This is a genomic window from Actinoalloteichus sp. AHMU CJ021 (assembly GCF_002895405.1).
Classification (GTDB): Bacteria; Actinomycetota; Actinomycetes; order Mycobacteriales; family Pseudonocardiaceae; genus Actinoalloteichus_B; species Actinoalloteichus_B caeruleus.
In genome coordinates this window covers 5,441,689-5,466,307 of record NZ_CP025990.1, presented here as the reverse complement: position 1 = coordinate 5,466,307, position 24,619 = coordinate 5,441,689, and the positions used below count along the sequence as shown (strand labels likewise).

General features: G+C 73.4%; 22 protein-coding genes and 1 CRISPR repeat array. Of the genes, 11 read left to right on the top strand and 11 right to left on the bottom strand.

Translation table 11 applies throughout. From position 1 onward, the window contains the following. Window positions 1-149 precede the first annotated feature (149 nt). Together C1701_RS23160 and C1701_RS23155 are read left to right on the top strand one after the other, a co-directional pair. Window positions 150-923 (top strand): maleylpyruvate isomerase family mycothiol-dependent enzyme, encoded by a 774-nt coding sequence (locus tag C1701_RS23160; protein WP_103056594.1) that lies wholly within the window; start codon window positions 150-152, stop codon window positions 921-923. A 14-nt stretch (window positions 924-937) separates the two neighbouring features. Then, the gene (locus C1701_RS23155) at window positions 938-1,645 is read left to right on the top strand and encodes a thymidylate kinase (RefSeq protein WP_103056593.1); all 708 of its coding nucleotides are present in this window, start codon (window positions 938-940) and stop codon (window positions 1,643-1,645) included. A 234-nt stretch (window positions 1,646-1,879) separates the two neighbouring features. Here the strand turns inward: C1701_RS23155 and C1701_RS23150 are convergent, their stop codons facing one another. After that, on the bottom strand, window positions 1,880-2,686 hold the full coding sequence (locus C1701_RS23150; RefSeq protein WP_026420650.1) for an amino acid kinase family protein: 807 nt from the start codon (window positions 2,684-2,686) through the stop codon (window positions 1,880-1,882). 10 nt (window positions 2,687-2,696) lie between these two features. Beyond that, window positions 2,697-3,392 (bottom strand): HAD-IA family hydrolase, encoded by a 696-nt coding sequence (locus C1701_RS23145; RefSeq protein ID WP_337661895.1) that lies wholly within the window; start codon window positions 3,390-3,392, stop codon window positions 2,697-2,699. Between the two features lie 180 nt (window positions 3,393-3,572). Between C1701_RS23145 and C1701_RS27805 the strand changes: the two genes are divergently transcribed. Continuing rightward, on the top strand, window positions 3,573-4,532 hold the full coding sequence (locus C1701_RS27805) for a glycosyltransferase family A protein (protein WP_051314393.1): 960 nt from the start codon (window positions 3,573-3,575) through the stop codon (window positions 4,530-4,532). Window positions 4,533-4,583: 51 nt separating this feature from the next. Here C1701_RS27805 and C1701_RS23135 read toward each other — a convergent pair whose 3' ends face one another. Both C1701_RS23135 and C1701_RS23130 read right to left on the bottom strand, forming a co-directional pair. Then, window positions 4,584-5,225: a helix-turn-helix transcriptional regulator gene (locus C1701_RS23135; RefSeq protein WP_337661894.1), complete on the bottom strand. Its 642-nt coding sequence runs from the start codon at window positions 5,223-5,225 to the stop codon at window positions 4,584-4,586. A gap of 1,135 nt (window positions 5,226-6,360) precedes the next feature. Continuing rightward, on the bottom strand, window positions 6,361-7,266 hold the full coding sequence (locus C1701_RS23130) for an alpha/beta hydrolase (protein WP_245588980.1): 906 nt from the start codon (window positions 7,264-7,266) through the stop codon (window positions 6,361-6,363). A gap of 688 nt (window positions 7,267-7,954) precedes the next feature. Between C1701_RS23130 and C1701_RS23125 the strand changes: the two genes are divergently transcribed. Both C1701_RS23125 and C1701_RS23120 read left to right on the top strand, forming a co-directional pair. Beyond that, window positions 7,955-8,221, top strand: coding sequence for a hypothetical protein (locus tag C1701_RS23125; RefSeq protein WP_103056590.1), 267 nt, complete (start codon window positions 7,955-7,957; stop codon window positions 8,219-8,221). A 457-nt stretch (window positions 8,222-8,678) separates the two neighbouring features. After that, complete coding sequence (locus C1701_RS23120; protein WP_103056589.1) at window positions 8,679-9,938, top strand: phosphatase PAP2 family protein; 1,260 nt, start codon at window positions 8,679-8,681, stop codon at window positions 9,936-9,938. A gap of 51 nt (window positions 9,939-9,989) precedes the next feature. Here the strand turns inward: C1701_RS23120 and C1701_RS23115 are convergent, their stop codons facing one another. Next, window positions 9,990-10,877 carry an NAD(P)-dependent oxidoreductase gene (locus C1701_RS23115; protein WP_026420654.1) on the bottom strand — a complete coding sequence of 296 codons (888 nt, stop codon included), beginning with the start codon at window positions 10,875-10,877 and terminating at the stop codon, window positions 9,990-9,992. Window positions 10,878-11,072: 195 nt separating this feature from the next. Between C1701_RS23115 and C1701_RS23110 the strand changes: the two genes are divergently transcribed. The 3 genes from C1701_RS23110 to serS all read left to right on the top strand — a co-directional run bounded on the left by C1701_RS23110 (window position 11,073) and on the right by serS (window position 17,388). Then, on the top strand, window positions 11,073-14,666 hold the full coding sequence (locus C1701_RS23110) for an ATP-binding protein (protein WP_026420655.1): 3,594 nt from the start codon (window positions 11,073-11,075) through the stop codon (window positions 14,664-14,666). A 313-nt stretch (window positions 14,667-14,979) separates the two neighbouring features. Further along, window positions 14,980-15,768 (top strand): alpha/beta fold hydrolase, encoded by a 789-nt coding sequence (locus tag C1701_RS23105; protein WP_026420656.1) that lies wholly within the window; start codon window positions 14,980-14,982, stop codon window positions 15,766-15,768. Between the two features lie 333 nt (window positions 15,769-16,101). Then, the gene (serS, locus tag C1701_RS23100; RefSeq protein WP_026420657.1) at window positions 16,102-17,388 is read left to right on the top strand and encodes a serine--tRNA ligase; all 1,287 of its coding nucleotides are present in this window, start codon (window positions 16,102-16,104) and stop codon (window positions 17,386-17,388) included. Between the two features lie 370 nt (window positions 17,389-17,758). On the opposite strand, the gene C1701_RS23095 is transcribed toward serS, so the two are convergent. The 3 genes from C1701_RS23095 to C1701_RS23085 form a co-directional block, all read right to left on the bottom strand. Next, complete coding sequence (locus C1701_RS23095) at window positions 17,759-17,950, bottom strand: DUF397 domain-containing protein (RefSeq protein ID WP_026420658.1); 192 nt, start codon at window positions 17,948-17,950, stop codon at window positions 17,759-17,761. Between the two features lie 229 nt (window positions 17,951-18,179). Further along, window positions 18,180-18,371, bottom strand: a complete 192-nt coding sequence (locus C1701_RS23090; RefSeq protein ID WP_443098131.1) for a DUF397 domain-containing protein — start codon at window positions 18,369-18,371, stop codon at window positions 18,180-18,182. Continuing rightward, a complete protein-coding gene (locus C1701_RS23085; RefSeq protein ID WP_026420660.1) occupies window positions 18,368-19,261 on the bottom strand; it encodes a helix-turn-helix domain-containing protein in 894 nt (297 codons plus the stop codon). Before C1701_RS23085 ends, C1701_RS23090 begins: the two co-directional genes overlap by 4 nt. Before the next feature lie 584 nt (window positions 19,262-19,845). Here C1701_RS23085 and C1701_RS23075 point away from each other — a divergent pair. From C1701_RS23075 to C1701_RS23065, 3 genes are all read left to right on the top strand, one after another. Beyond that, window positions 19,846-20,253, top strand: coding sequence for a hypothetical protein (locus C1701_RS23075; RefSeq protein ID WP_103056586.1), 408 nt, complete (start codon window positions 19,846-19,848; stop codon window positions 20,251-20,253). A 139-nt stretch (window positions 20,254-20,392) separates the two neighbouring features. After that, window positions 20,393-20,617: a hypothetical protein gene (locus C1701_RS23070; RefSeq protein ID WP_103056585.1), complete on the top strand. Its 225-nt coding sequence runs from the start codon at window positions 20,393-20,395 to the stop codon at window positions 20,615-20,617. Further along, a complete protein-coding gene (locus tag C1701_RS23065; protein WP_103056584.1) occupies window positions 20,614-20,829 on the top strand; it encodes a hypothetical protein in 216 nt (71 codons plus the stop codon). The genes C1701_RS23070 and C1701_RS23065 overlap by 4 nt, the downstream gene beginning before the upstream one ends. Window positions 20,830-20,969: 140 nt before the next feature. After that, window positions 20,970-22,405: direct repeats of the CRISPR family, unit length 37 nt; unit sequence GTTGCGATCCTCACCGGGCCCGGAGGCCCGGTGCAAC. Between the two features lie 250 nt (window positions 22,406-22,655). Here the strand turns inward: C1701_RS23065 and cas2 are convergent. The 3 genes from cas2 to cas4 are packed head-to-tail and all read right to left on the bottom strand — an operon-like array spanning window position 22,656 to window position 24,615. Beyond that, window positions 22,656-22,946, bottom strand: a complete 291-nt coding sequence (gene cas2, locus C1701_RS23060; RefSeq protein WP_016696754.1) for a CRISPR-associated endonuclease Cas2 — start codon at window positions 22,944-22,946, stop codon at window positions 22,656-22,658. 3 nt (window positions 22,947-22,949) lie between these two features. Further along, entirely contained in the window at window positions 22,950-23,966 is a 1,017-nt protein-coding gene (cas1, locus tag C1701_RS23055) for a CRISPR-associated endonuclease Cas1 (protein ID WP_026420665.1), read from the bottom strand. Next, window positions 23,959-24,615, bottom strand: coding sequence for a CRISPR-associated protein Cas4 (gene cas4, locus C1701_RS23050; protein ID WP_103057160.1), 657 nt, complete (start codon window positions 24,613-24,615; stop codon window positions 23,959-23,961). Before cas4 ends, cas1 begins: the two co-directional genes overlap by 8 nt. Between the last annotated feature and the right edge of the window lie 4 nt (window positions 24,616-24,619).

The window sequence follows — 24,619 nt, the reverse complement described above, 5'->3', positions numbered from 1 at the left end:
GCCCGGGCTGGCTCGGAGCCCGGTCCAGGCTCGTGCGAGATTGGCGCCCCGGGAACGGGGATCGGGGCGAGGGGGCGACGAGGACCGCGCGCCACCTCGTCCCTCCCCAGGACCCGCGCCCCGCATCCCCGACCGACCAGGGAGAACCCATGACCACGACCGGCCCGTCCGCCGAACGCCCCTCCACCCGGCCCGCCCCGCCCGACGGCCAGGTCCACCCCCCGCGCGACGGTGAGCCCTCGGCGCTGGTCCCGTGGCTGCGGCGGCGGGCCGAACTCCTGATCGCGCTCAGCGAGGGCTGGTCCGACGCGGACCTGCGGGCCCCGAGCGCGCTCCCCGGGTGGTCACGGGCCCACGTCCTGGTCCACCTCGGCCAGCTCACCTCGGCGATGGGACGGCAGGCCGAGCACGCGCTGCGCGACGAACTCGTCGACGTCTACGACGCGGGTCGTCCGGGCAGGGACGCCGCGATCGAGGCGGCCGCACGAGGGACCGACCGGGAGGTGCGGGACACGCTGGCGACCGGCCTGCGGCGGCTGCTGGCGGCCTGGGACCGGGTGTCCCCCCAGGACTGGGCCCGGCCGGTCCGCTACCGGGACGGGGACCTCGCCGGAACCGCCCTCGCCGTGTGGCGTGAGGTGGAGATCCACCTCGTGGACCTCGACTGCGGGTACCGGACGAGCGAGTGGCCGCCCGCGTTCACCGACCACCTGGTGGAGTTCATGACCTGGCGGCTCCCCGAGGGCGTCGCGGTGCGACTGGTGCCCTCGGACGGCGGGCGGACCTGGTCGTACGGCGATGGGGACCCGGTCACCGTGACGGGGACCGCCACCGATCTGGCCGCCTGGCTGGCGGGTCGGGACGCGCCCTCGCTGCGCGCCGACCGCCCGGAGGGGCCACCCACGCTCACCCCCTGGAACTGACGGCAGGAGAAACGATGATCATCGCGGTTGTGGGAAGCGACGGCGCGGGGAAGTCGACGGTGACCTCGTTGGCGGTCGACCGGCTCGTCGAGGCGGGTGAACCCGCGCAGCTCGTCGAACGGTGGCGCATCGTCGACAACCCCGACTACCCGGCCACCCGGTTCCTCCGGCCGCCGGTGTCCGACCTGCGGCTGTGCGTCGCCGAGATGCCCAATCCGCCCCGGTTCCTGTTCCTGATGTGGTCGATCGGCATGGCCCTGCTCGGCGAACGGAGCCAGCCCCCGGCCGGCGACGAGGCCGTCGACGAGGCCGTCGACGAGGCCGTCGACGAGGCCGTCGGTGTGCTGGACGGTTACTGGATGAAGCACGCCGCCAGCGAGATCGTCTACGGCATGGACCGGGGCTGGGTGGAGTCGGTCGTCGCCGGGCTGCCCGTGCCGGACCTCGTGCTCTACCTCCGGTTGGAGCCCGAGGCCGCGTGGCGGCGGAAGGAACACGACCTGGTGCCCTACGAGTGCGGCATGGACCCCGACTGCGGGCGGGACAACTTCCTGCGCCACCAGGGCGCGATCCTGTCGCTGCTGGACGAGTGGTCGGCCCGTCACGGATGGGTCGAGGTGGACGCCACCCTGCCGTTGGACACCGTGGTGGACCGCGTGGTCACGGCGGTGCGGTCGGCTCGCGCGACGGGTTCGGCGAAGGCGGTGGACGCGGTCCGTTGAGGTCGCCCCGCTCGGGTGGGGTGCCGTCGCCCGTGGGCGGTGCCCCACCAATCCGCCTTCCCGGGGCTGTCGTCGGATCCTTCGAGAAGCCCTTCCCCACCGGGTGATGGCCAGGGCCGGCCCGGCCCCCTCGCCGTCGGGGGTGCCTCCGCTTCGCGCGCCGCGTCGGCACCGGCGTCGCACCCGTCCCGGGAGGACACGCGTCCGCGCCCGGTGATCACCTGACGGGACGGCTCAACCGGTGGTGTCGGCGACGATCCGGGTGTGCGGCACGTCGGGCCACCTGCCGCGCCCTTCGAGCAGGAACCGCAGGTCCGGCGCCGTCGGATCGCCTCGAAGCACGAAGCACTCGGCGCCGTCGCGGGCGTGGTCGAGGAGCGCCGTCAGCTTGCCCCCCATCGATCCGCTGGTGTCGTGCGCCGCCGCCGGCCAGATCCGCCGGAACGCCTCGGCCGAGGACCCCGGCGTGATCTCCGGGATCACCTCCTGGCTGCCGGGACCGCCAGCCAGCACTCCCGGGACGTCGGTGAGCACGGCGACCCGCGTCCGACCCGGCGTGCCACGCACGGCCACGGCCGGGACGTGGTCGCTGCCGAACACCCGCAGCGCACCGTCGGCGCAGAGCACGCTGTCACCGGCCAGCACCGGGAGGATGCCGTGGTCGAGCAGGCGTCGCACGGTCCCGAAGCTGACCTCCGGCCCCCGGGGGCCGAGCACGCAGATGGCGGCGACCTGGACGGGGAAGCACCGCGAGCCGAGGTCCCGCAACGCCCGCACCCACGACCACTTGACGTCGAAGGTCGCACGGGTGAGGGGCAACGGGGCGAGGGGGTCGTCGGCGTCGAGGTGCCGCACGGCCCCGTGCCCGATGGATCCGCCGCCCACGACGAGGACCACGCGCCCGGGGGCGGCGGCGTGCAGGTCCGCGATCTGCGCCGCGTACCCCGCCAGGGCGTCGTGGTCCAGGTGGTCGCGCCGGGCCTTCTCCGAGACCAGGCTCCCGCCCACCTTCACCACCAGCAGGTCGACCACGTCATCCACCACGGCCTCCTCAGTCCTCCGCCCGTCCGGCGGTCGCCGGTGCCGGCGACCTACCCGTCAACCGCAGGCCGGACGGTTCCTCCGTGACGCGGACGGGGCTCAGGTCCTCGACCCAGGCGGCCAGTTCCGGTCGCGACCGGGCGAGTTCCCAGCCGACGCCGACGCACCTCATCCCGGCCGCCGTCGCGGCGTCCCACCCGACGGGGGCGTCCTCGAGGACGACGCAGCGGGTGGGTTCCACACCCAGTCGCTCGGCGGCCAGCAGGTATCCCTCCGGGTCGGGTTTGCCCTTCGCGACCTGCTCGGCGGTCACCACCACGGGTGGGCGGGACAGGCCCGCGGCGGCGAGTCGCGCGGACGCGATCGAGGCCGCCCCTGAGGTGACCACCGCCCACCGCAGGGGTGGCAGCAGCCCGATGAGCGCCGAGGCGCCGGGGATGGCGGTGACCTGGTCCATGACCTCGAAGTCCAGTTCGGCGATGCGGTCGACCTCCGGGTCCACGTCCAGGTGGGGGGCGGCCAAGCGGACCAGGTCCTCGTCACGGCGGCCGTGGGCCAACGACGCGATGGTGTCGGGGTCCAGCCCGCGCTCGACGGCCCAGCGCCGCATCGCGAGGTCGATCGCGCGCGCCGAATTCACCAGGACACCGTCAAGGTCGAACAGAATGGCATCGACACCGGTCATTTCCCAGATTCGGTGCGTCACGATTCCTCCTTCTGGGGCGGTTCAACCGGCGATCGCCCCACCATAGGTCGGCCGGCAGCGGGAAAGGGCAGCCGAAGGCGAAGGTTAGAGCTTCTGTTAACGTTGTTTGACAGCGGAACACCGAGTACCCGTAGGTTGTGCTCCCACCCCCAGGAAACAGGTATTTCGGGAGCATCGGAAATGGTCGACCTCGGCGCGAGCCCGGTTTTCGTCATCCCGCACCACGCCCGGTCCGACGAGTCCTGGGAGTATCTGGAACGCACCGTCGCCAGCCTGTTCACGCAGAGCGACCGCGACTGGCGAGCGGTCATCGTGGACGACGCCTCCCCGGACCCGGACGTGGGGCGGCGGTTGGAGGCGGTTCGGGCGGGGGATCCGGAGCGCCTCGTCGTGCTCCGCGCGGAGACGACCGGCGGGCCGGGGGCGGCCCGCAACCGGGGCGTGTCCTGGGCGGCGGCAAGGGGAGCCCCGTTCGTGTTGTTCCTCGACGCCGACGACCTCGCCCACCCGCACCGGCTCCGCAGGACCCGCCGCGTCTTCGCCGAGCGGCCCACCGTCGACTTCGTGTACTCGGGTTTCACCGTCATCGACGAGCACGGCCGACCGGTCCCCGAGGAGCGGGTCACCCCGTCGATCCGGGAGATCCTCGACTCGCACCGCGAGGGGCCGCCGGAGGGACCGGACGCCTGGATCAGGATCGGCACCGAACTCGGCTACACGAGCCTGACCTCCACCGTCTCGACGCGGATCGACCTGGCGACGCGGTGCCCGTTCCCCGCCACCCACGTCGCCGAGGACGACCACACGTGGCTGCGCATGTCCGCGTCCGGGACGGGTTTCGCGTTCCTCCGGGACACCGAGGCGGGGTACCGGGTGCCGTCGACGACGGCGGGCTCGGCGACACGGGCGGCGGTGGGCGCGGCGTTCTACTGGGCTTCGGCGCAGGTGACGGCGGACGGGTTCACCAGAGCGCTGGCCACGGCCCTGGCCAGGGGCCGGGTGGACGAGGTCGAGGCGGCGGCGCTGCTGTCGCGGTTCCACGACAGGCTGGCCGAGACGATGGCCGGCGAGGGGTGCGCCGACCTCGCGGCGGTCAGTCGGGCGCTCGCGCACTGCGGAGGAGCGGTCCTCCCCGCCTGAGGCGGGGGTGGAGCCCGACCGGCCGCCCCCTCGCGGCCGGTCGGGTCCCGCTCAGTACCGCCGGCTTCGGCCGGCGGCTCCTCGGGGGAGCAGGCCGTGTTCGTAGGCGGCGGCGACGAGGGCGGTGCGGTTGGGGGCGTCGAAGCGGGCCATCAACCGCCCGAGGTGGTAACTGACCGCCTGGCGGCTGTAGTGCAGCGCCTTCGCGGTCTCCACCGTGGAGAACCCTCGGGCGACCATCGCGAGGATGCGCAGCTCCAGGCCGTCGACCTCGCGGAGTTCCGGCCGGCGCGGGGCTGGCGCCGGCGGGTGCGCCCGACCACCGAGGATGGCCCACATGACGTCGTGGATGGCGACCACCACTCGGCTGCAGATCTCGGTGACGAACCGCCGGGGGCCTCCCCCGCCCCGGTGGATGAGCCGCCCCGCTCCTCGGGCGGCGACACGGCGACTGACGTCGGCGAGTTCTCCCCGGGGCACCCCGGCCTCGACCAGCCCGTCCGAGGTGATCTCGATGCGGCGGAGCACCCCGGGCGGGATGGGCCGCCCTCGGAGGACGAATTCGCGCAGGGGTGGCAGGACCTCCGAGACCACTGCCCCGACCTCGGTTCCCCACCTCTCCCGGTCGCTCGTCCGGAGGTACCTGGCGAGCAGGTCCCGGATTTCGACGGTGAATTCGGTTTTCGGACTCAAGCCCTCAAGAACAGCAACCCTACCGTCAGGAAGAACCACGGTCACCACTTTCCCCCTCGCCCCGGTCAGCACCAATGCGGTCGTCGAACGAATCCCGCCTCCCAGCAACGTCGCCGGGTCCGCATGGCCAGTCACGTCAACACCCTGACCGCAGAACGCCGAACCGGTTCCAGAGGACGGCTCACCCAGGGGTGAACCACGCATCGCGAGGGTCTTGAATGTGCTGGAAGTCCGCTGGTCGCCACCTCCGATCCGTGCCGCCACACGGCCGCCCGAGCGTAAGTGGGAGCGCTCCCAAACGTCAAGATTAGATATGCGCTAAATTTATTGTTTCATCTGGACAAATGATGGGTGCCAATTTTCGCACTCCGACGCGCGGATCGGCGGTTCCCCACCGCCGGCACCGCTGGCTCACGCTCCTCGGCCGGTGGTCGAACGAACGGACCACCCTGGCGTGGCCCCGATGGCGTCGAAGGTTGACCACAACGGCCCATCCGCGCTCTCCGCAGCCCTACCGCCGTCCGGCCCCCGCCCGCTCGCCCCGCCACCGGCCGGCGTGGGCCGTTCGGCGGAGCCGTCCGCATGAGGGCTGCGTCACATGGCGGACGGGAACCAGCCACCGAACTCCACACCACCACCTCGCCGCGCCCTGGCCCCCGGTCCCGAGCCGTTCCACGCCCACACGCCCCGCCGGGGACGCCGGGCGGCGGATGACACCGCCCCCGCTCCGCGCCGTGGTGCCGCGATCCACCATCGCCCCCACCGAGGCGCCCAGCGGGCCCGCGTCGACGGTGCGCGGGCGAGATCCCGGGGCTTCTGGCGAATCCGCGCGGCGCCGATCACCTCCCGAGGCGGCGGCCGGGTGGCATGGCGGCCGGCGGAGGGGTTCCGGTTGGCGGCGGTTCCCGGTGGCGGGCGGCAGGACCGGACCCGGCCAGGTCCACCCGACCCCGACCCCACCCGCCATCCGTGCCTCGATCCGGCAGGGCGACACCCAGGCCGCCCTGGCGCGACCGGGGCCGGTGCGGGGCCCGCTCCACGGCGCCGGAAGCGGTGCGCCCCGGGGGCCGATCCGCCGCCCCCGGTACGACGCGACTCCGCGCCACCCGAGCGGAGCACCGCTCGCCGGTCCGGCTCAGCCCAACCGCATCCGCCGCCGCACCGCGTCCCCGACGACCGTGCCCCGCCGGCCGAGGTCGAGGGGGAGGTCGAAGTGGTCGCGCCCGGGCACCACGACGTCGGTGACCTCGGTGCCCACGGCGCGGGCGCGGTCGACGAACTCCCGGTGTTGCCGGCCGAACTCCTCCGTCTCGTTCCGACCGAGGGCGACGAGGAGGGGCGGGAGCGGCGAGCGGAGGGCCAGGAGCGGGCTGTGCGCGGCCGCGGCCGCCGCGTCCAGGCCCAGGGCGTCGTTGACGTAGGTGTGGCGCAACGGCTCCAGCTCGTACACGCCACTGAGGAGGGTGGCGCTGGCGACGTCCCGCGAGGGGTCGAGACCGTCGCGCCGCCAGCCCTCGACGTCGAGCAGGGCGCTGGCCACCAGGTGCGCCCCGGCCGAGGTCCCGCTCAGGTGGACCTCCGAGGGGGTCCCCGGGAGCTCGGACCGGTGCTGGCAGAGGCGACGGATGCCGAGGCTGACCGAGGCGACGATCTCGGCGAGGTCGTGGGCCGGGGCGAGCCCGTATCCGAGTGCCACGAAGGCGGCGCCCGCCGGGACGAGGTCGAGGGCGGGGAAGGCCGAGTCGTGCCGGCTGAGTTCCTGCCAGTACCCGCCGTGGACGAACACGTGCAGCGGCGCGCCCGCCCTGGATGCGGGGAAGTAGTCGAAGGCCTGTTCGGGGTCGGTCCCGTAGCTGAGGTCGCGGTGGACCACCAGGTCCCGGCGGGCCTCGTCGCTGCGGCGGGCGTAGTCGGCGAGGTAGGGCCCGATGTCGTCCACCCGGGAGCTCGGCGAGTACTGCCGAGCCAACTCGTCCCGGTCGTAGTCCCGCCAGTCCACGGCCATCGCGGTCCCCTTCCCGTCACCTTCCGGGGCTGGCACCGCACCGGTCGTCCCGGTGGTCGGCGCCGAACAAGCACGTCGGCCTCCATCATGCTCCGGCCCCGCCCGCCCCACGGGTCCCCGGGTTCGCCGGGTTCGCCGGGTTCGCCGGGTTCGCCGGGTTCGCCGGGTTCGCCGGGGGCACGGTCCCCTTCCCGGGACGCGGCGGCACACCGACACGCCGGCTCCCCGGCGGGCCCGGACTACCCGGCGGTGCCGCACGGGAGCGGGCCGCTCCCACCGGCCTCGCCCCACACCCTGGCCACGAGGCCGACGTCCGGACGGGGACACGCGCCGCCCCTGGGAGCCGGTGCGGTGGACGGCGGTGGCCCGCCCGGCGGGGGCCGTGGAAGCGCGGAACCGCTCGCCCCCGGCTCCGCCACCGGCCGGCCACTCGGGTGTCGTCGTCCCGCCGATCGCCGATCACACCGCCGGGCCGGCACCCGCACCCACCCCCCGGAATGGCGGAACCCACCACCCGGTGGAGGTCATCGGCCGAGGAGCACGCGTGCCCTCACCGCGACCCCATCCCCGGCGGCGGACACTCGCGACGACGCTCGCCGGACCGACCGCGAGACGCACGCCTCCGCCCGCCGTGCTCCCCGCCCGGGACGCCACGGTGGGGCGCCGAGGACGTCCACCCCGCTCCAACCGGGCGCGGGGAACCGCAGGTGGAGGGGGCCGGATCGTGGGAGCAACCCGGGTACGGCCGGCCGGGCAACGCCCCGGGCGCGGGGCCTGGCTGGGCCCGGTGGCGCTGGGTCTCGCCGTGGCCAGCTGGGTGTTCCCGGTCGGTTCCCTGGTCAGTGCGGGTTCGGCACTGGCGTGCGCCGTCCTGTCGGCCCTCACCGGGCGGGAGTACCGGGTCGACTGGACCGCCGTGCTCGGCGGACTCCTGGCGACCGGGAACCTCACGTTCTCGCTGTTGTTGACCCTCGCCGACGCCCAGCACTGATCCCCTCACCGGTGCGGCGGCCCGGGCCGAGCATCCCCCCCCCCGCCAGGTGCGGCGCGCGGCGGAGGGGAGACGGCCGCCGCACCTCGGCCTCCCCTGCGGACACCACGGGCCGTCCGCCCACCCCCGTCCGTGCGACGGGATTGGCACCCACGAGGGCGGCGGCCCGCCAGCCCGCTCACGCTGGGCGACCCCGCCGACCACCGATCCGGCAAGCGCGAGATCCTGGGAGGAGAGGTCGGCGGCCCGGGCCGGCGGCCCCAGGCACCGCACGGGGCGGGCAACGTCGGGACGACGACACGCGTCCCCCGGAGAACGAGGAGCACCAGAACCCCGCCCGCCGAGACGGCACCCACGACTGTGTCAAGATCATCGGCCGGGTCCCGCACCCGCCCCGTTCCACGCCCCCGCCGGTAGCGCGGACCGCCGCCCGACCGAGATTGGACAACGGACACGCATGGCACAGACCCCTGACGGCGTCCCCGGCATCAGCGCGAGCCTGTACCGGGGGCTGGTCGAGTTCGCGTCCGGAACGCCGGACTGGGTGCACCTCGCCTCCGAGATCATCACCGACGGGCTGCCGATCATGCTGGTCGTGCTGCTCCTGCTGAACTGGTGGCGGGCCAGGGGGGCCGGGGGCCGGGCTCTGCCGCTGGCCCTGCTCGCCCTCGCGGCGACGGCCCTCTCCTACCTGGTGAGCGAGGCGATCAAGACCGGGGTCGGGCAGGAGAGACCCTGCCAGTCGATCGACGTGGTCATGATCGTGGCCTGCGATCCCATCGGCGACTACTCGTTCCCCAGCAACCACACCACCTTCGCCACGGCGGCGGCGGTCGGGTTGGCGATGGCCTGGCGACGGGTGGCGACCTGGGTGCTGGTCTCCGCCGTGGTGACCGCGTTCTCCCGGGTGTTCGTCGGCGCGCACTACCCGCACGACGTGATCGCCGGACTGGTGCTGGGCACGCTCGTCGCCTACCTGGTCATGCGGTTCGGCGTCGCGCCGATGGGCAAGCTGACCGACTGGGCGGCGGGGGTGCCGGCGCTGCGGTGGGCGGTGGCCACCGGGCCGGTGCCCGCCGCCGTGTCCCCCTCTCCCGCCGAGGAGGCGGCCGGTGCCGGCGATGCGCCGGCGTCCCGCGAGCACACCGAGCCGACCCCGCCACGGCCGGTGTCGTCGGTGCCGCCCCCGGCCGCCCCGACGACGGCGATGCCCAGGCCACCGGCCGACGAGGACGCCACCACCGCGCTCCCCGCCCAGCCCGCGCCCGAAGCGCCGACCACCGCGCTGCGCACCCCCGCGGGGTCGGCGGCGCCCACCACCGCCCTGCGCACCCCACCGCCCGGACCGGAGGAGGCCGTGACCGAGGCGCTGGGCCGCCCGGCCCCCCGGCGGCCCGCCGTCGAGGACTCCGAGGCCGACACCGTGCACCTGCCGGTCGTCCGCCCGGGCCGTGACCGGGCACCGGGCGGACGACCTGATGGTCGACGCGGTCAGCCCGGCGAGCCCGGCCGGGGTGAGCGCCGGCCCGGTGGACCGCAGCGGGACGGGCGCCCGGTGGAAGGCGGCCAGCCCCGCGGCGGGCGGCCCGGGGACGGCGGCCCCCCGCGCGAGGGTCGCGTGGTCGACGGTCCCCCACCCGGTCGCCCGCCGGGCGGCCAGCAGCCGCCGCCCGAGTGGGGTGAGGAGCCCACCACGAGGTTCCCCACCGTCCGCTGACCGGGCCCCTCCCCCAGGCCACGGGGCGCCCGACGCCGCCGCTGCTGCCGCTCAGGCCGAGGTGCCTCGGACGATCTCGAACAGGCTCGTCCAGTTGTCCCCGCCGTGACCGGCGGCGATCGCCCGCTCGTACAGGGAGTGCACGGCGCCGGGCAGCGCGAGGTCGAGGCCCAGCGCGGCGCTCGTCCGGAGGATGTGGTCGGCGGTGGCGCCCATCATCGTCGCCGTGCTCTGGTCTCCCGGGTACGAACCGGAGTCGAGTTCCTCGTCCGTCCCGGCGACCATCGCCGGGAGCTGGGTCAACGTCCCGAACGCCTGGGGGACGAAGTCGGCGGCGCTCACCCCGGCGGAGCGCACCATCGCGGTGCCCTGGAGGAGCCCGGCCAGCGCGGTGAGGAACACCGCCAACTGGGCCTGGTAGAACAGCTGGGCGGCGGCCGGGTCCTGCCCGACGTACCGGGGTTCCCCGATGACGGCCAGCGTCGAGCGGTGCCGGTCGACGACGTCCCGCTCGCCGCTGTAGTAGACGTAGCAGGCGTCGGTGCCGACCATCACTGCCGGAACCATGACCCCACCGGTCAGGAACCGCGCGCCGTGGCCCTCCGCCCAGCGGGCGGCCTCCCTGGTCACCTCCGGGGTGTCCGAACTCAGGTTCACCAGGGTCCGCCCCGCCAGGGCGCCGGTCGCCGACGCCAGCACCTCGTACATGGCCTGGTAGTCGGTCAGGCTCAGCACGACGACCTCGCTGGCCGCGACGGCCTCCGCCGGGCTGGCCGCCAGCGTCGCCCCCTCGGCCACCAGCTCGTCGGCCCTGCTCGCCGTGCGGTTCCACACGGTCACCGGATGCCCCGCGCGCAGCAGGCTCCGCACCATCGCCCGCCCCATCGGGCCCAGCCCGATCAGGGTCACCGGGGCTGGCGTGCTCCGCTCGTCACTCATGGTCCTCGTCCTTGTCGTTCGTCGTGTCGGCGCCGGGGAGGGCGGTGTGCCTCGTCCGTCCACACCGCACCCGGGTGGTCCTGGTGGAGCCATGCCCTCCCCGGTTCGACGACCACCCTCGTCGCCCACGCGCACGGTTTCCCCCGGGTGCGCGCACGACCCGGTCGTGACGGGGACGACGGCTAGGGTCCGCTGGTGCGATTCGGGGTGTTGGGGCCACTGGCGGTGTGGACGGACGCGGGCACGGCGGTGACCGTGCCGGAGGCGAAGGTCCGGCTCCTGCTCGCGGTGCTCCTGCTCGGCGAGGGCCGGCCGGTGCCGACCAGCGCGCTCGTCGAGCGGCTGTGGCGTGGCCGCCCCCCGGGCAACCCGGTGAACACCGTCCAGACCAAGGTGTCCCAGCTGCGCCGCGCCCTGGACCGGGCGGAGCCCGGGGCGGGGGCCCTCGTCGTCCGCCAACCCCCCGGCTACCTGTTGGCCGTCGCCGGGTCCGACCTGGACCTGCGGCGGTTCCGGGGCCTGGTCGCCGAGGCCCGGGCGGCCAGGGACCCCGAGGTCCGCGCCGGCCGGCTCGGGGAGGCGCTGGCGGTGTGGCGGGGGCCGGCTTTGGCGGACCTGGCGGCGGAACCCGCCGCCGTGGCGGCGGCGTCGGTGTGGGAGGAGGAACGGCTGGTCGCGACGGAGGAGTGGGCCGAGGCCCGGCTCCGGCTCGGCGACCACGCCGGGCTCGCCGTCGAACTCACGCCGACGGTCGCCCGCCACCCCATTCGGGAACGGCTCCGCGAACGGCACCTGATCGCCCTCTACCGGGCCGGCAGGCAGGCGGAGGCGTTGGCGGGTTACGAGGAGCTGCGGCACCGCCTGCGGGAGGAACTCGGCGTGGACCCGAGCCCACCGGTGGCCGCGCTGCACCGGGCGATCCTCCGGCAGGACCCCGCGCTCGCCGCGCCCTCCCCACCCGCGCCGGCGGCGGGCACGGCGGCGCCCCTCCCGACCGCGCTGACCACCCTGGTGGGTCGGGAGGCGGCGGTCGCGGAGCTCGTCGCCGTCCTCCGCCAGCAGCGCCTGGTCACCCTGACCGGACCGGGCGGGGTCGGGAAGACCCGGCTGGCGATCGAGGTGGCCCGCCGACTGTCCACCCAGCACCCCGACCACCCGCCGCCGGTCCACCCCACCAGCGGACCGCCACCCGCCGCACCCGCCGAGGACCCCGACACCGAGGCACCCGTCACCGCCCGGCTGGTCGAACTGGCCGGGTTGGACGCTCCCGGCCCTGATCACGGGGACCCGGTGGACCGGGTGGCCGAGGCGGTGGCCTCGGCTCTCGGACTGCGCGACGTCCTCGGCGGCGCCTCCGACGAGCCCCACCACCCGCGCACCGGCGAACGGCTGGCGGCGGCGCTGCACCACCGCGACTGGCTGCTGGTGGTGGACAACTGCGAACGGTTGGTCGCCGCCGTCGCCGACCTCGCCGCGCTGCTGCTGGCCCGGGTGCCCTCGCTGCGCGTCCTGGCCACCAGCCAGGAACCGCTCGGGCTCGCCGGGGAACGGGTGTGGCCGGTCCCCCCGCTCAGCCTGCCCGCCCCGGCCAGCGCCCCGGCCGCCGAGATCGAGGTCCGCGCCGGGGCCGAACGGAGCGACGCGGTGCGCCTCCTCGTCGACCGCGCCGCCGACACCACGCCCGGCTTCGCCCTGACCGACGGCAACGCCCGCGCCCTGGCGGCCGTCGCGACCCGGCTCGACGGCATCCCCCTCGCGCTCGAACTGGCCGCCGCCCGGATTCGCGCACTCGGCCCCGAGGAACTGCTGCGCCGCCTCGACGACCGGTTCCGGCTGCTCACCCGGGGCCCACGCGACGCACCCGACCGGCAGCGCACGCTCCGCGCCACCCTCGACTGGAGTTGGGAACCGCTGAGCGAGCCGGAACGCCTCCTGCTCCGCCGACTCGCCGTCCACCGCGACGGGTTCGACCTGGCCGCCGCCGAGGACGTGGGCCCCGGGGGCACCGTCGCCCGCGAGGAGGTCGTCGACCTGCTCACCACCCTGGTGGACCGGTCCCTGGTCACCCCCGTCGACGGCGGCACCGGACTCCCCCGGTACCGGCTGCTGGAGTCGGTGGCCGCCTACGGGCGCGACCGGCTCGCCGAGGCCGGCGAGCTCGACGCGGTGCGCCGCCGGCACGCCGCCCACTACCTGGGCCTGGCCGAACGGGCCGACGACGGGGTACGTGGCCCGGAGCAGCGCCGGTGGTTGCACCGGCTCGACGCGGAGACGGCGAACCTCCGCCACGCCCTGGACACCGCCACCAGCTGCGGGGACGTCGACACCGCGCTGCGCCTGGTCACCTCCCTGGTCTGGTCCTGGTTCCTCCGGGGGCGCACGGCGGAGGCCCGACGCTCGCTGCGGGCCGCGCTGGCCGTGCCCGGAGCGGACCACCACCCCGCCGGGGAGACCGCGTCGGCCTGGCTGGCCGGCCTGCTCGACCTCGACGGGCACCCCGTCGACCCCGGGCTCCGCCCCGGCTGGGCCCGCGTTCACCCCGAACCAGCACCGCCCGCGCCGGCGGGCACCGCACCCGCCCGCCCTGACCCCGCGCACCGGGCCGACGGCACCCGCCGCCCCGCACCGCTACCACCGGCCGGCCCGTCAGGCGAGGCCGACCCGGCCGGTCGAGCCGTGCCGGCCGGCCCACCAGGGGACGCCGACCCGGCGGGGCAAGCCGCACCGGCCGTGTCCTCCGAGGACCCGGCGACGACGGGCAGCGCGCTCCTCGCCCGGGGCCGGGCGCTGTGGTTCCTCGGCTACGTGACCTCCACCCTGGGCGACCTGGTCGCCGGCAGCCAGCTCACCGACCGGGCGCTCACCCTGATCGAGGCGCGGGGCGACACCTGGGGTGTGGCGGCCGCCCTCGCCGACCGGGCCAACCAGCGGATGGGCCGGGGCGACTTCCCCGCCTCCCACGCCGCCGCCACCCGCAGCCGTGAACTCTTCCGGGGGCTCGGCGACCGCTGGGGGCAGCTCCAGGGCGCGTTCGTGCTCGGCGCCCTGGCCGAGCTGGCCGGCGACTACCCCCGCGCCGAACGCCTGCACCAGGAGGGGTTGCGCGGCGCCGAGGGGCTCCGGCTGTGGCCTGAGGTCTCCTACCAGCTGTCCTGGCTGGGCCGGATCGCCCTGCTCACCGGCGACCACACCCGCGCCAGGGACCTCCACGAACGGGCCAGGACCGTCGCGCTGGAACAGGACTTCACCCCGGGCCGGCTGTACGCGGAGACGGGCCTGGCGCTGGGGGCGCGCCGGGAAGGCCGCTGGGACGAGGCCGAACGCCTGCTGCTCGACCTGGCGGACTGGCACCGCACGACGAGTTTCGAACCGGCGAGCACCCTGATCCTCGCCGAACTCGGCTTCGTCGCCGAACAGCGCGGCGACGCGGTCACCGCGCTCCGCCTCCACGACGAGGGGCTCACCACCGCCAGGCGGCTGGTCGACCCCCGGGCCACCGCGCTCGCCCTGGAGGGCCTGGCCGGCGGGCACTCCCTCGCCGGCAACGCCACCCGGGCGGCGCGCCTGCTCGGCGTGGCCACCGGCCTGCGCGCCGGAATCGGCACGCCCCTCCCGGCGGCGGAGCGCCTCGACGTGGACCGCATCACCACCCGGGCCAGGGGAGCCCTGGGCCCCGACCGGTTCGCCGCCGAGTTCGACGCGGGAACGTCCTGGGTTGCGGTGGCCGGCGCGGACGCCCTGCGGGACCTGGACGCCGTGCTCGGCGACTCCCCACCAGGCGCCACCTGAGTCCGGCTCCCCCACCGCAGCCCGGCCTTCGGGTCGATCCCGTCGGTGCCCGCGTGGCCCGCCTTCGGACGGACGTCCGCGTCCACAGCCGCTGGTGGACCAGCGCGGTCAGCACGTGAGGGTCACCAGCGAACCCCGTCCACCGCTCGGACGGCCCGGCCCCCGTCCACACCAGCCCCTCCGGGCGCCCGTCCAGCCGACGTCACGGCCCCCACCTCGCGCAAGGCGGTCGGTGTTCCCGCCCGGCGCCGGGCCGTTCCCGTTCCTCCCGGGCCACCGGGAACACGGGTGCGGCCGTGTACCTTGTCCCGACGTGGCTCACGCGACGACGGCTGACGGCGCCCGCATCTGGTACGACGGCGACGGGGACGGCGACCCCGTGCTGCTGCTGCCCGGCCAGTCCCTCGACTCCCGCATGTGGGGCCCGCTGGCCACGGACCTGGCGGCCCGGCACCGCGTCATCCTGATGGACAACCGGGGCACCGGCCGCAGCGAGGACGGCGCCGAAACCGACTACTCCACCGCCCTGTTCGCCCGGGACGCCCTCGCCGTGCTCACCGCCCAGGGCATCGACCGGGCCCACGTCTACGGGTTCTCCATGGGCGGGAGGATCGCGCAGGTCCTGGCCACCCTCGCCCCCGACCGGATCGGCGCGCTCGTCCTCGCCGCCACCGGCCCCGGCGGAACCGAGGAGGTCCCCCGGTCCGAGGCCGCGAACGAGGCACTGCGAACGGTGTCCACCCCGGCCGGACGGGCCGCGTTGACCGAACTGTTCTTCACCCCGGACTGGGTCCGGGACCACGCGGAGCTGGTGGAGAGCGTGACCCCGTCGAACTCCCGGCGGTCGCAGCGCCGCCACTTCATCGCCAGCACCGACCACCGAGGATGGGACCTGCTCCCCCGGATCACCGCTCCCACCCTGGTGTTGCACGGCGGCGACGACGCCCTCACCCCACCCGAGAACGCGCACCGCATCGCCGGACGCGTCCCCGACGCCCGGGTCCGGATCTTCGACGGAGCCCGGCACGGGGTCCACCTGGAGGCCCGCCCCGCCGCCAGCGACACCGTCCTCGACTTCCTCGCCCAGAACCCGCTGGACTGAGCCACCAGCGGACGCGCCAGCCGGATCCGTCGGGCCGCGAGACCGACCCGCCCGGAGTCCGGGGCAACCCGGCACCGCCTGCCGCCGGCCCCGTCACTCGGGGGCCCCAGCGCGGCGGCGGACGCCAGCCACGCGAAGCCTGGACCACGGCGTTGGCCGAGGTCAACCACCCTGCCGGTGATCGGGTACCCGGTCTCAACCCGCCGCCGGACCTGAGCGGTGTTCCCGTTAGACTTTCCGATCGTTCGACATGGTAGGGAGCCCGGTTGGTCCGCTTCCGCCACCTGAAGGCGAGTTCACGCACTCTCGCACCTGAGCTGACGAAGGAACGCCATGCTTGATCTGGACCTGATCCGCCGTGAGCGGGAGGCCGTCGCGGCCGCCCTGTCGAAACGACTCGACAGCTCCGAGGTGGATCGGTCCCTGTCCGCGATCGTCGACCTCGACGCGCGGCGCCGTCAGCTGCTCCAGCGGATCGAGGAGGAGCGTCGCAAGCGCAAGGAGGCCTCACGCGCCTACGCGAAGGCCAAGCGCGAGTCGAGCGAGCCCCTGCCCCCGCCCCCGGACACCAAGGCGGCGTTGCTCGCCCTCGAGAGCGAGCTGGAGAACGTCGGCGCGGAACTCCGCCAGGAGATGGCCGGCCTGCCGAACATGCCCGCCGACGACGTCGTGCCGGGCGGCAAGGAGAACAACGAGGTCCTGCGGGTGTGGGGCGAGAAGCCGGCCCTGGGGGACTTCATCGACCACACCGTGGTCGCCAAGGAGTACGGGCTGGTCGACTTCGACCGGGGAACCAAACTCGGCGGCTCCGGCTACTGGATGTACACCGGCTACGGCGCCCGTCTGGAATGGGCGCTGCTGAACTGGTTCATCGACCAGCACAACGCCGCCGGCTACACCTTCGTCCTGCCGCCGCACATGCTGTTGGAGAGCGCCGGCTTCGCCGCAGGGCAGTTCCCCAAGTTCAGCGACGACGTCTACCACATCGCCAACCCGGTGTCGGACCGCCCGCAATTCCTGCTGCCGACCTCCGAGACCGCGCTCCTCGCCGCCCACCAGGACGAGATCTTCACCGAGGCGGAGCTCCCCCGCCGGGTCTTCGCCTACACGCCCTGCTACCGCCGGGAGAAGGCCGGCACCCACTCCGACGAGCGTGGCACGGTGCGCGGACACCAGTTCAACAAGGTCGAGCTGTTCCAGTTCACCACCCCGGACGGCGCCGCCGAGGCCTTCGAGTCGATGGTCGACGCCGCCGAGGCACTGGTGCGCGGGCTGGGCCTGCACTTCCGGACGTCGAAGCTCGCCGCTGGTGACACCAGCGCCACGATGCGCAGGACCTTCGACATCGAGGTGTGGATGCCGCACGCCAACGGCTACAAGGAGGTGTCGTCGGTGTCCTGGGCCGGCGACTACCAGGCCCGGCGGGCGAACATCCGCTTCCGCGCGCCGCAGGCGAAGCAGACCCAGTTCGTGCACACCCTGAACGGGTCCGCCCTGGCCACCAGCCGGCTGATGCCCGCCATCCTGGAGCAGTTCCAGCAGGAGGACGGTTCGGTGCTGGTGCCCGAGGTGCTGCGGGACCGCGTGGGCACCGACCGCCTGGTGCGCCCCACGCGCTGACAACGGCCGAGACGGGGTGTGGACGGGTTCACCGTCCACACCCCGTTCGCATTCCTACCGGGCACCGCCCACCCCGGGCCGAGTAGCCGGGCTGATGGACCTCCGTGCCGACGGACCTCGGGGACAGCTCGACGGGCGGCGTGGGACCCAGGCCCGCCATAGCGCTCGGCGCGTCGCAGCACCGGGAACCGCCGAATCCTGAGGACCACGACGCCTCTCCCGGCCCGGCAGCACGGCGTCGGCAGCGAGCGCAACCTTCCCGTTCCTCCCGTCCTTCCCGTCCGCTCGGGACGGCTGGCCAGGAGGCGGAACGGGATGCGGCCCCCGCACGAGGAGTGCGAGGGCCGCGCCGAGAACGTCGTTCGCGGGGTCAGAGACGGTCGCGCTTCACCGCGTCGATGAACGCCGTGAAGACCTGACGATCAACGACCAGAACACCACCGCCCCGGTTCTTGCTGTCCCGAATCCCAGCCAAGCCCGGCGCCCCACCCACCTCGATGCAGTCCCCTTGCGGGCCGCTCGCTCGTGCCTTCCGCCAGCCGAGGAGTTCCTGTGCGGTCATGCTGCCTGCCCTTCGTACTGGTCTCCGTAGCGCGGAACAGTCCCGGTGGGGATCCCCAGTTCTCGGGAACCCGGCAGCGCCCCTGACGCCATCCGCCGACGCTCGAACGGGCTCACCAACCGGCCTTGTCGGTCGGGATCGTCCCCCCCCCCCGGCCGGGATGACGGACACCGGGAGCAGGACGAGGTTCGGGCCCGAGGAGCACGAAGGCGCGCCCGGAACGTCGGGATCAGAGACGATCGCGCTTCACAGCGTCGATGAACGCCGCGAAGACCTGACGATCAACGACCAGAACACCACCGCCCCGGTTCTTGCTGTCCCGGATACCAGCCAAGCCCGGCGCTCCACCAATCTCAACACAATTGGACTGGTTATCGCTGCGGGTCGACTTGCGCCAACCTGTAAGAATGGTGGTCATCATTCCTCGCTCTGAGTGCTTCGATAGGACTGTGCGTAACGGGTAATCATCTGGCGAGAAGCTTCTGGGTTGAGGGTAGCTGCGATGATCGTATCCCGCGCCTGCTCAAACGCGGCCACATCGCGTCGTGTATGGAGCATCGTGCCTGCCTGCGCATGGTCCAGATGGACCACTGGCGGACCGTCTGGCAACTCGACGAGCATCCAACCCGACGCCATCATGGCCGCGCTCCCGGCGGCGAGTGGGATAACCCGCACCTCCACATTTCCTGCGTCCACCAGCGATACGAGGTGGTCCATCTGATGGGCCATGACAGCAGGGCCGCCGATGGTCCTGGCGAGCACTGCCTCGTCGATCAGTGCGAGCATCTTGGGTGGCTCAGCTCTGGTCAAGATTTGCTGGCGGCCGATTCTGTAGTAAGTGCGGGCGTCGATGACGTCAGGTGGGAGCCCCTCCATCACTGAGCGGATGTAGGGCTCCACCTGTAGCAGCCCGGGAACGAGCAGTGCGTTCGCCTCGGTGAGTGCGATGGCTTCACGCTCGTAACGCACCAGGGTCGCAAGCTGCGCCGTGGCGCCGCTCCCGCCGCTCGTGGACCACGTATCGCGGTCGACATCCCGTGCCATCGCCATGATGCGGTCACGCTCGTCGGGCGGAGTCCCCACCGTGCCGAGCAGCGCGGCCAACTCATCCAACGGTGCCCGCCTGGTACCGCCTTCGAGCCTGACAATCGCGGTATGGCGTAACCCCATCTTGTCCGCCAGCGCGCGAACGGTGAGGCCCGAAGCTGTCCGCTGCTTTCGGATGGCGTCGCCGAGCGCCCGGGACAAGGGCGTCAGGTTGGTACGGGCCATGCACCACAGAGTAGTCAGCCAGGCCTCGATGTCATTCATCCAATCGAGCGCTTGCCACCTCCGCCACCACGCTCCAGGCTGGACACAGAACCAAGGCTGGTTCGCGAACCATTTTCGGTTCGCACATCAGGAGGTTACTGCATGTGGCAGGCCGTCAACACTCCGGTATTCGCCATCGTGGTCACGCTGGGACCCGCGGCACTGATGGTGGCGGCTGCGGTCCTCTTCGAACGCGAGAACCGGCACCGCGAGAAGCCACGGCACGCGGTTGCCACACCTCCACACAACTCCTCCCGACCCACTCACCCGATCCCCGTAGCCGTACTGCTCGCGACGCGAGCCCAGGACAGGCCGGACGCGCCGCCCGACTCCCCGAGGCGCGCCCGGCCGGGGGCGGCGGACCCCGACACCACCGCCGCCCCCTTCCACCGTCCGGCCCCACCTCCCCTCGGGGGCCGGCACCGCGCGGCGACGGTGCGCCCCGCCGCCGCGCACCGGGAACGGTCGTCGCCCGCCCCGCGCGGGCGACGGCCGGGGGCGGTGGCACCTCCCCCCGATCCCGCAGCCACCGCCCCCATCCCGGCCCTGACCGGAGTCCTTCCCATCTGGACGGAGCCCAGCCCGTGACCAGTCCCCACCGCACCCTGCCCCGAGACGCCTGGCGAGCCAGCGTCGCCGCAGTGGCACCCACCGGACAACCCACGACCGTCGTGCTCACCCTCACCGCTGACGAGTCGGCGGCGGTCCTGCTCGCCGCCGGCACCGTCGGTCTGGTGGCGCCGCACGCCGCCCGACAGTTCTCCGCAGCCCTGCTCCATCGCCGGAATCTCGCGATCCCCCTGCACGTCGGGTCCTCAGTGTTGCGCCTGGCGGTGACGTCCCTCGCCGTCCCCGGCACGGGTACTGGAGGCGCCCGGCTGGCGCTGGCCGGCAATGGGTGGGGGTGGCCGCTACTGCTGGGTCCCCGCCCGGTGCGTCAGTTGGCACGGGTGCTGGACGAGGCAGCCGGACGATGCCGGCGGGGGTGGTGAGCGTGAACCCGGTCGATGTGGCGGAGTCGGTGACCACGATGCTTCCCCGCATTCCGCCAGCACGGTCCTGCCGAGTCCGTGCCTTCGTCCTCCCCCGTCGTTCCAGCCGGATACGGCCCTACCTGAGGCATGGTGCGCGGTGACCACATCGGAGCCGGTGCTTCTCGTGCCGGGGAACGCGCTGGGACGGATCATCGGATGGATGCCCGCCCGGTGTGGGCCGGTGTCCGTGCTGGTGGAGACCAGCCGGCTCGGCGTTGTCCTGCGCCCCGAGCACGCGCCCGAGGAACCCGTGGGCCTGCCGGTGATGCAGGCCCACGGGTCGCGGGTGCCCTGCTGGTGGCGGACGGGGAAGCGGTCGTGACGGCGATCGTGCCTGGGCCGGAACCCGTGGCATCGCTGATGGTCAGCACCTTGCCCGCCTTGGGCGGGAAAGCGGTGACCGTGGTGGTGGGTGGTGATCAGTTCGTGTGCGTCCTACCTGCCGCCTGCTCGGCCGCATTCCCTGCTGACCCGCAGCTCACCCCGCCGAAGGAGGCGGGAGAGTTCATCGCGAGAGCAGCAGACGGGTTCTGACGCCTACGACGATCCGCACGAAGGAACACGCGAGGCTCCGGGTCGTGCCCTTCGGAGGGCGCCCCGGCGCCTCGCAGTCCCGTTAGGAAAAGGACCGGCGCAACGCGCGCCCCTGGCAGTCACCAAGGCAGCATCAGTGGGTTGCGATCCTCACCGGGCCCGGAGGCCCGGTGCAACGATCTACGGGTGCGCACGAGACCGTGCACAGGCCCGGTTGCGATCCTCACCGGGCCCGGAGGCCCGGTGCAACCGGACAGCCAGTCCCTGATCTCCGCGACGTCCGTGGTGTTGCGATCCTCACCGAGCCCGGAGGCCCGGTGCAACCTGTTCGGAGGTCCCGCACGTGGCCCTATCCCTGTGGTTGCGATCCTCACCGGGCCCGGAGGCCCGGTGCAACTTGGAGAAACTCCCGGTCCGTTTCGGGTGCCGACACGATGTTGCGATCCTCACCGGGCCCGGAGGCCCGGTGCAACGGCCACGCGGCCGAATCCCTCATGGCGGTGGCCGCCGTTGCGATCCTCACCGGGCCCGGAGGCCCGGTGCAACATGGCGGCGTTGCCCGCCGCCACTGCCTTGCGGTGGTTGCGATCCTCACCGGGCCCGGAGGCCCGGTGCAACGCTGTCCCGCGACCACCTCCGTGTAGCCCTGAGAACGGTTGCGATCCTCACCGGGCCCGGAGGCCCGGTGCAACGACCGACGGTCGGCGGGAACAAGCATCGGCGAATGTGTTGCGATCCTCACCGGGCCCGGAGGCCCGGTGCAACCCGCGCCGGACCCAGGGCCGGGGGAGCCGAGGTCCCAGTTGCGATCCTCACCGGGCCCGGAGGCCCGGTGCAACCGGGCCAGCGCGGTCGCGGCCGACGCCTGCGCGTGGGGTTGCGATCCTCACCGGGCCCGGAGGCCCGGTGCAACGACGCCCCGGACCGCCACCGCCGCCGCCCCGGCCCCGTTGCGATCCTCACCGGGCCCGGAGGCCCGGTGCAACCCAGCCACACGGGCAGGGTGAGCAGCTGGCGGAGGTAGTTGCGATCCTCACCGGGCCCGGAGGCCCGGTGCAACAGGATGTCTGCCTCGCCACCGTCGTACCGCGACACGTTGCGATCCTCACCGGGCCCGGAGGCCCGGTGCAACCGGATCAGCCCCGAGCGGATGCTGCACATCCGTCCGGAGTTGCGATCCTCACCGGGCCCGGAGGCCCGGTGCAACCATCGCTGGCGTCCCGCGACCGCCGTTCAACGCCGGCGTTGCGATCCTCACCGGGCCCGGAGGCCCGGTGCAACCTGAGAAGGAGAAGCACTATGGGTTGGTTGTCGAAGTTGCGATCCTCACCGGGCCCGGAGGCCCGGTGCAACACTCGCCCAGACGCGGCGAGGCGGACGTGATCGTCGCGTTGCGATCCTCACCGGGCCCGGAGGCCCGGTGCAACGAGCGTTCTCCCCAACTCTCCGGGGTCCTTGGAGCGGTTGCGATCCTCACCGGGCCCGGAGGCCCGGTGCAACGCCCCTGGTCCGCCTCGACCTGACCGGGGGGGGCCCGGTGTTGCGATCCTCACCGGGCCCGGAGGCCCGGTGCAACCTGCGTGAACAGCGGTTTTCCCATTTCGTGTTGCGACGAGCTTCCCGCAAACCAGACAAAGATGACGACACGCCCGGGATTTGCTTAGGAGAGTCCAGGCGTGTCGTGTGACGCTTCCGATCCGCGCGAACTCCACACCGCACACGGCGCGGATCCGCACCACCCTGGGGCCGGCTCGGCCGGCCTGCGAGTGAACCAGCGGAATTCCCTGGCACGACTGCCCTTCCTGTCCAGTCTCCGGAAAGCACCGTCAGTACACCAGAGGCGATTCGTGCGGCGCCAGCCGCGATGCCCCCATGTGCTCCGCGCGGGAGAACGAACCTCGGTCGAGGTGGTAGACACGGATGCTGTCCCGCTCGGAGTTGATCACCTCCGCCAGGCGGTGCTTCATCAACACCCAGTCCTGCGGCCGGCACACCACCTCGAAGACGGACTTCTGCACCCGGTGCCCGTAGCCCTCGCAGATCTTCGCCACCCTGCGCAGCCGCCGCTGACCCTCCCGAGTAGCGGTCTCAACGTCGTAGCTGATCAGCAACTCCACCCCTCAGCCCGCCGACCACGGGGTGTAGGTCGGCGTGTCACCTCGGAGGTGCCGGGCCAACAACCGCGCCTGGAGCAGCGGCAGGGTGGACGCGGGAACCTCCCGGTCCAGGACCGGGTGGTGCCACATCCGGTCCCGCGCCGTGGACCAGTGGGAGAGGAACGCTTTCCGTCCCTCCTCCGTGAACCTGACCTCCCCTCCGGGCAGGGTCTCCATGTCCCGCTCGCTCAGCTGCTTCTTGTTGAACAGCGTGATGACGAGGCGGTCCACCAGCATCGTCCTGAACTCCTCCATGAGGTCCAGGGACAACGACGCCTTGCCTGGCCGCACGTCGTGCAGGTACCCGATGAACGGGTCGAGCCCGACCTCGTCGACCGCTCCCCTGGTGGCGACCTCCAGCATCGTGTAGCCGAAGGACAGCGCGCAGTTGACGGGATCCGTGGGTGGACGACGGGTCCGCCCCGGGTTCGCCCCCGGGATCAGCACGCCCATCGCCTGGAAGTACCGCCGCGCGGCGCTGCCCTCCAGACCCCGGATCGTGTCCAGGTCGTCGGCTTCCCGCAGGCGTGGCAACGTGGCGGCGTGGTCGGCGGCGATATCCCGCAGCAACTCCCGATCACCGCCCTGCCTGTCCCGCGCGATGCGCAGCACCAGTTGGCGGTAGTTGTGCAGTTTGCCGGCCACGAACGCGCGGGCCAGGGCCAGTCGGCGGGCAGGGTCGTCGTAGGCCCGGACCTGCTCGATGCGGAGCCGCGCCCCGCCGGTCTGCCGGCCGGAGGTCCTGGTGAGCAGCTTGCCGTTCTGACTCAACCAGGTGACTGACCGGCCGTCCTCCGAGCACCGGTGGAACAGGTCCTCGGAGACGTGCACCCCCTTGTTGACCACCAGGTGGTCGAGTCGAACCAGGGGTTGCAGGTGCCGGCCGGGCCTGTCGGGGCTGGTGATCCGCACCGCGTCGCCGTCCAACCCCAAGCTCGTGCCCGGGGTCGAGATGAACAGGGTCCTCAGTGCTTCAGTCATCCCACTCTCCCAACGGACGTGGTGTGAAAGGGTCCCAGGGCGATGCCGCGCGCAGCTCGGGCACGCACCCGGGCCGGAGGGAACACCGGCGGCAGCGGCTGTCGTGCACGGGGGGCGGCGTGGTCCCGGTGGTGATCAGCTCGCGCAGTCGCTCGGCCGTGTCAACCACCCGGCGTTCCAGGGCGGCGTCGACCTCGACGACGTGCCGCCGACGGCGTTGCCCGGCGAAGACGACCCCGTGGGGCACCTCCGCCCCGAACATCTCCCGGAGGCACAACACCTGGCCGGCGACCTGCACGTCGGCCGGTCCCCCAGGCCGGTAGCCACCGGACTTGTGCTCCACCGGCACCGGACCGTCCGGCCCGAACTCGACCGTGTCGCAGACCCCGTGGATGCCCAGCCGCGTGCTGCGCACCGGCAGCGAGTTCCACTGGCGCACACCGCGACGGTTCCTGGTGGTGTCGCCGCGGTCGACGACCTCGTGGTGCAGCGAACCCCTGGTCGTGGCCGCATCATCCTCGAAGTACTGCTCGACGTGGATCAACGCCGCCTGCCGGGGGCAGTAGGCGTAGTGCTCCAACCCTCCGAGGGTGACGCTGGGTTCGGGGCCGGGCCTCGGCCCGGCCCCTTCCGAGTGTGAGGACCCCATCACG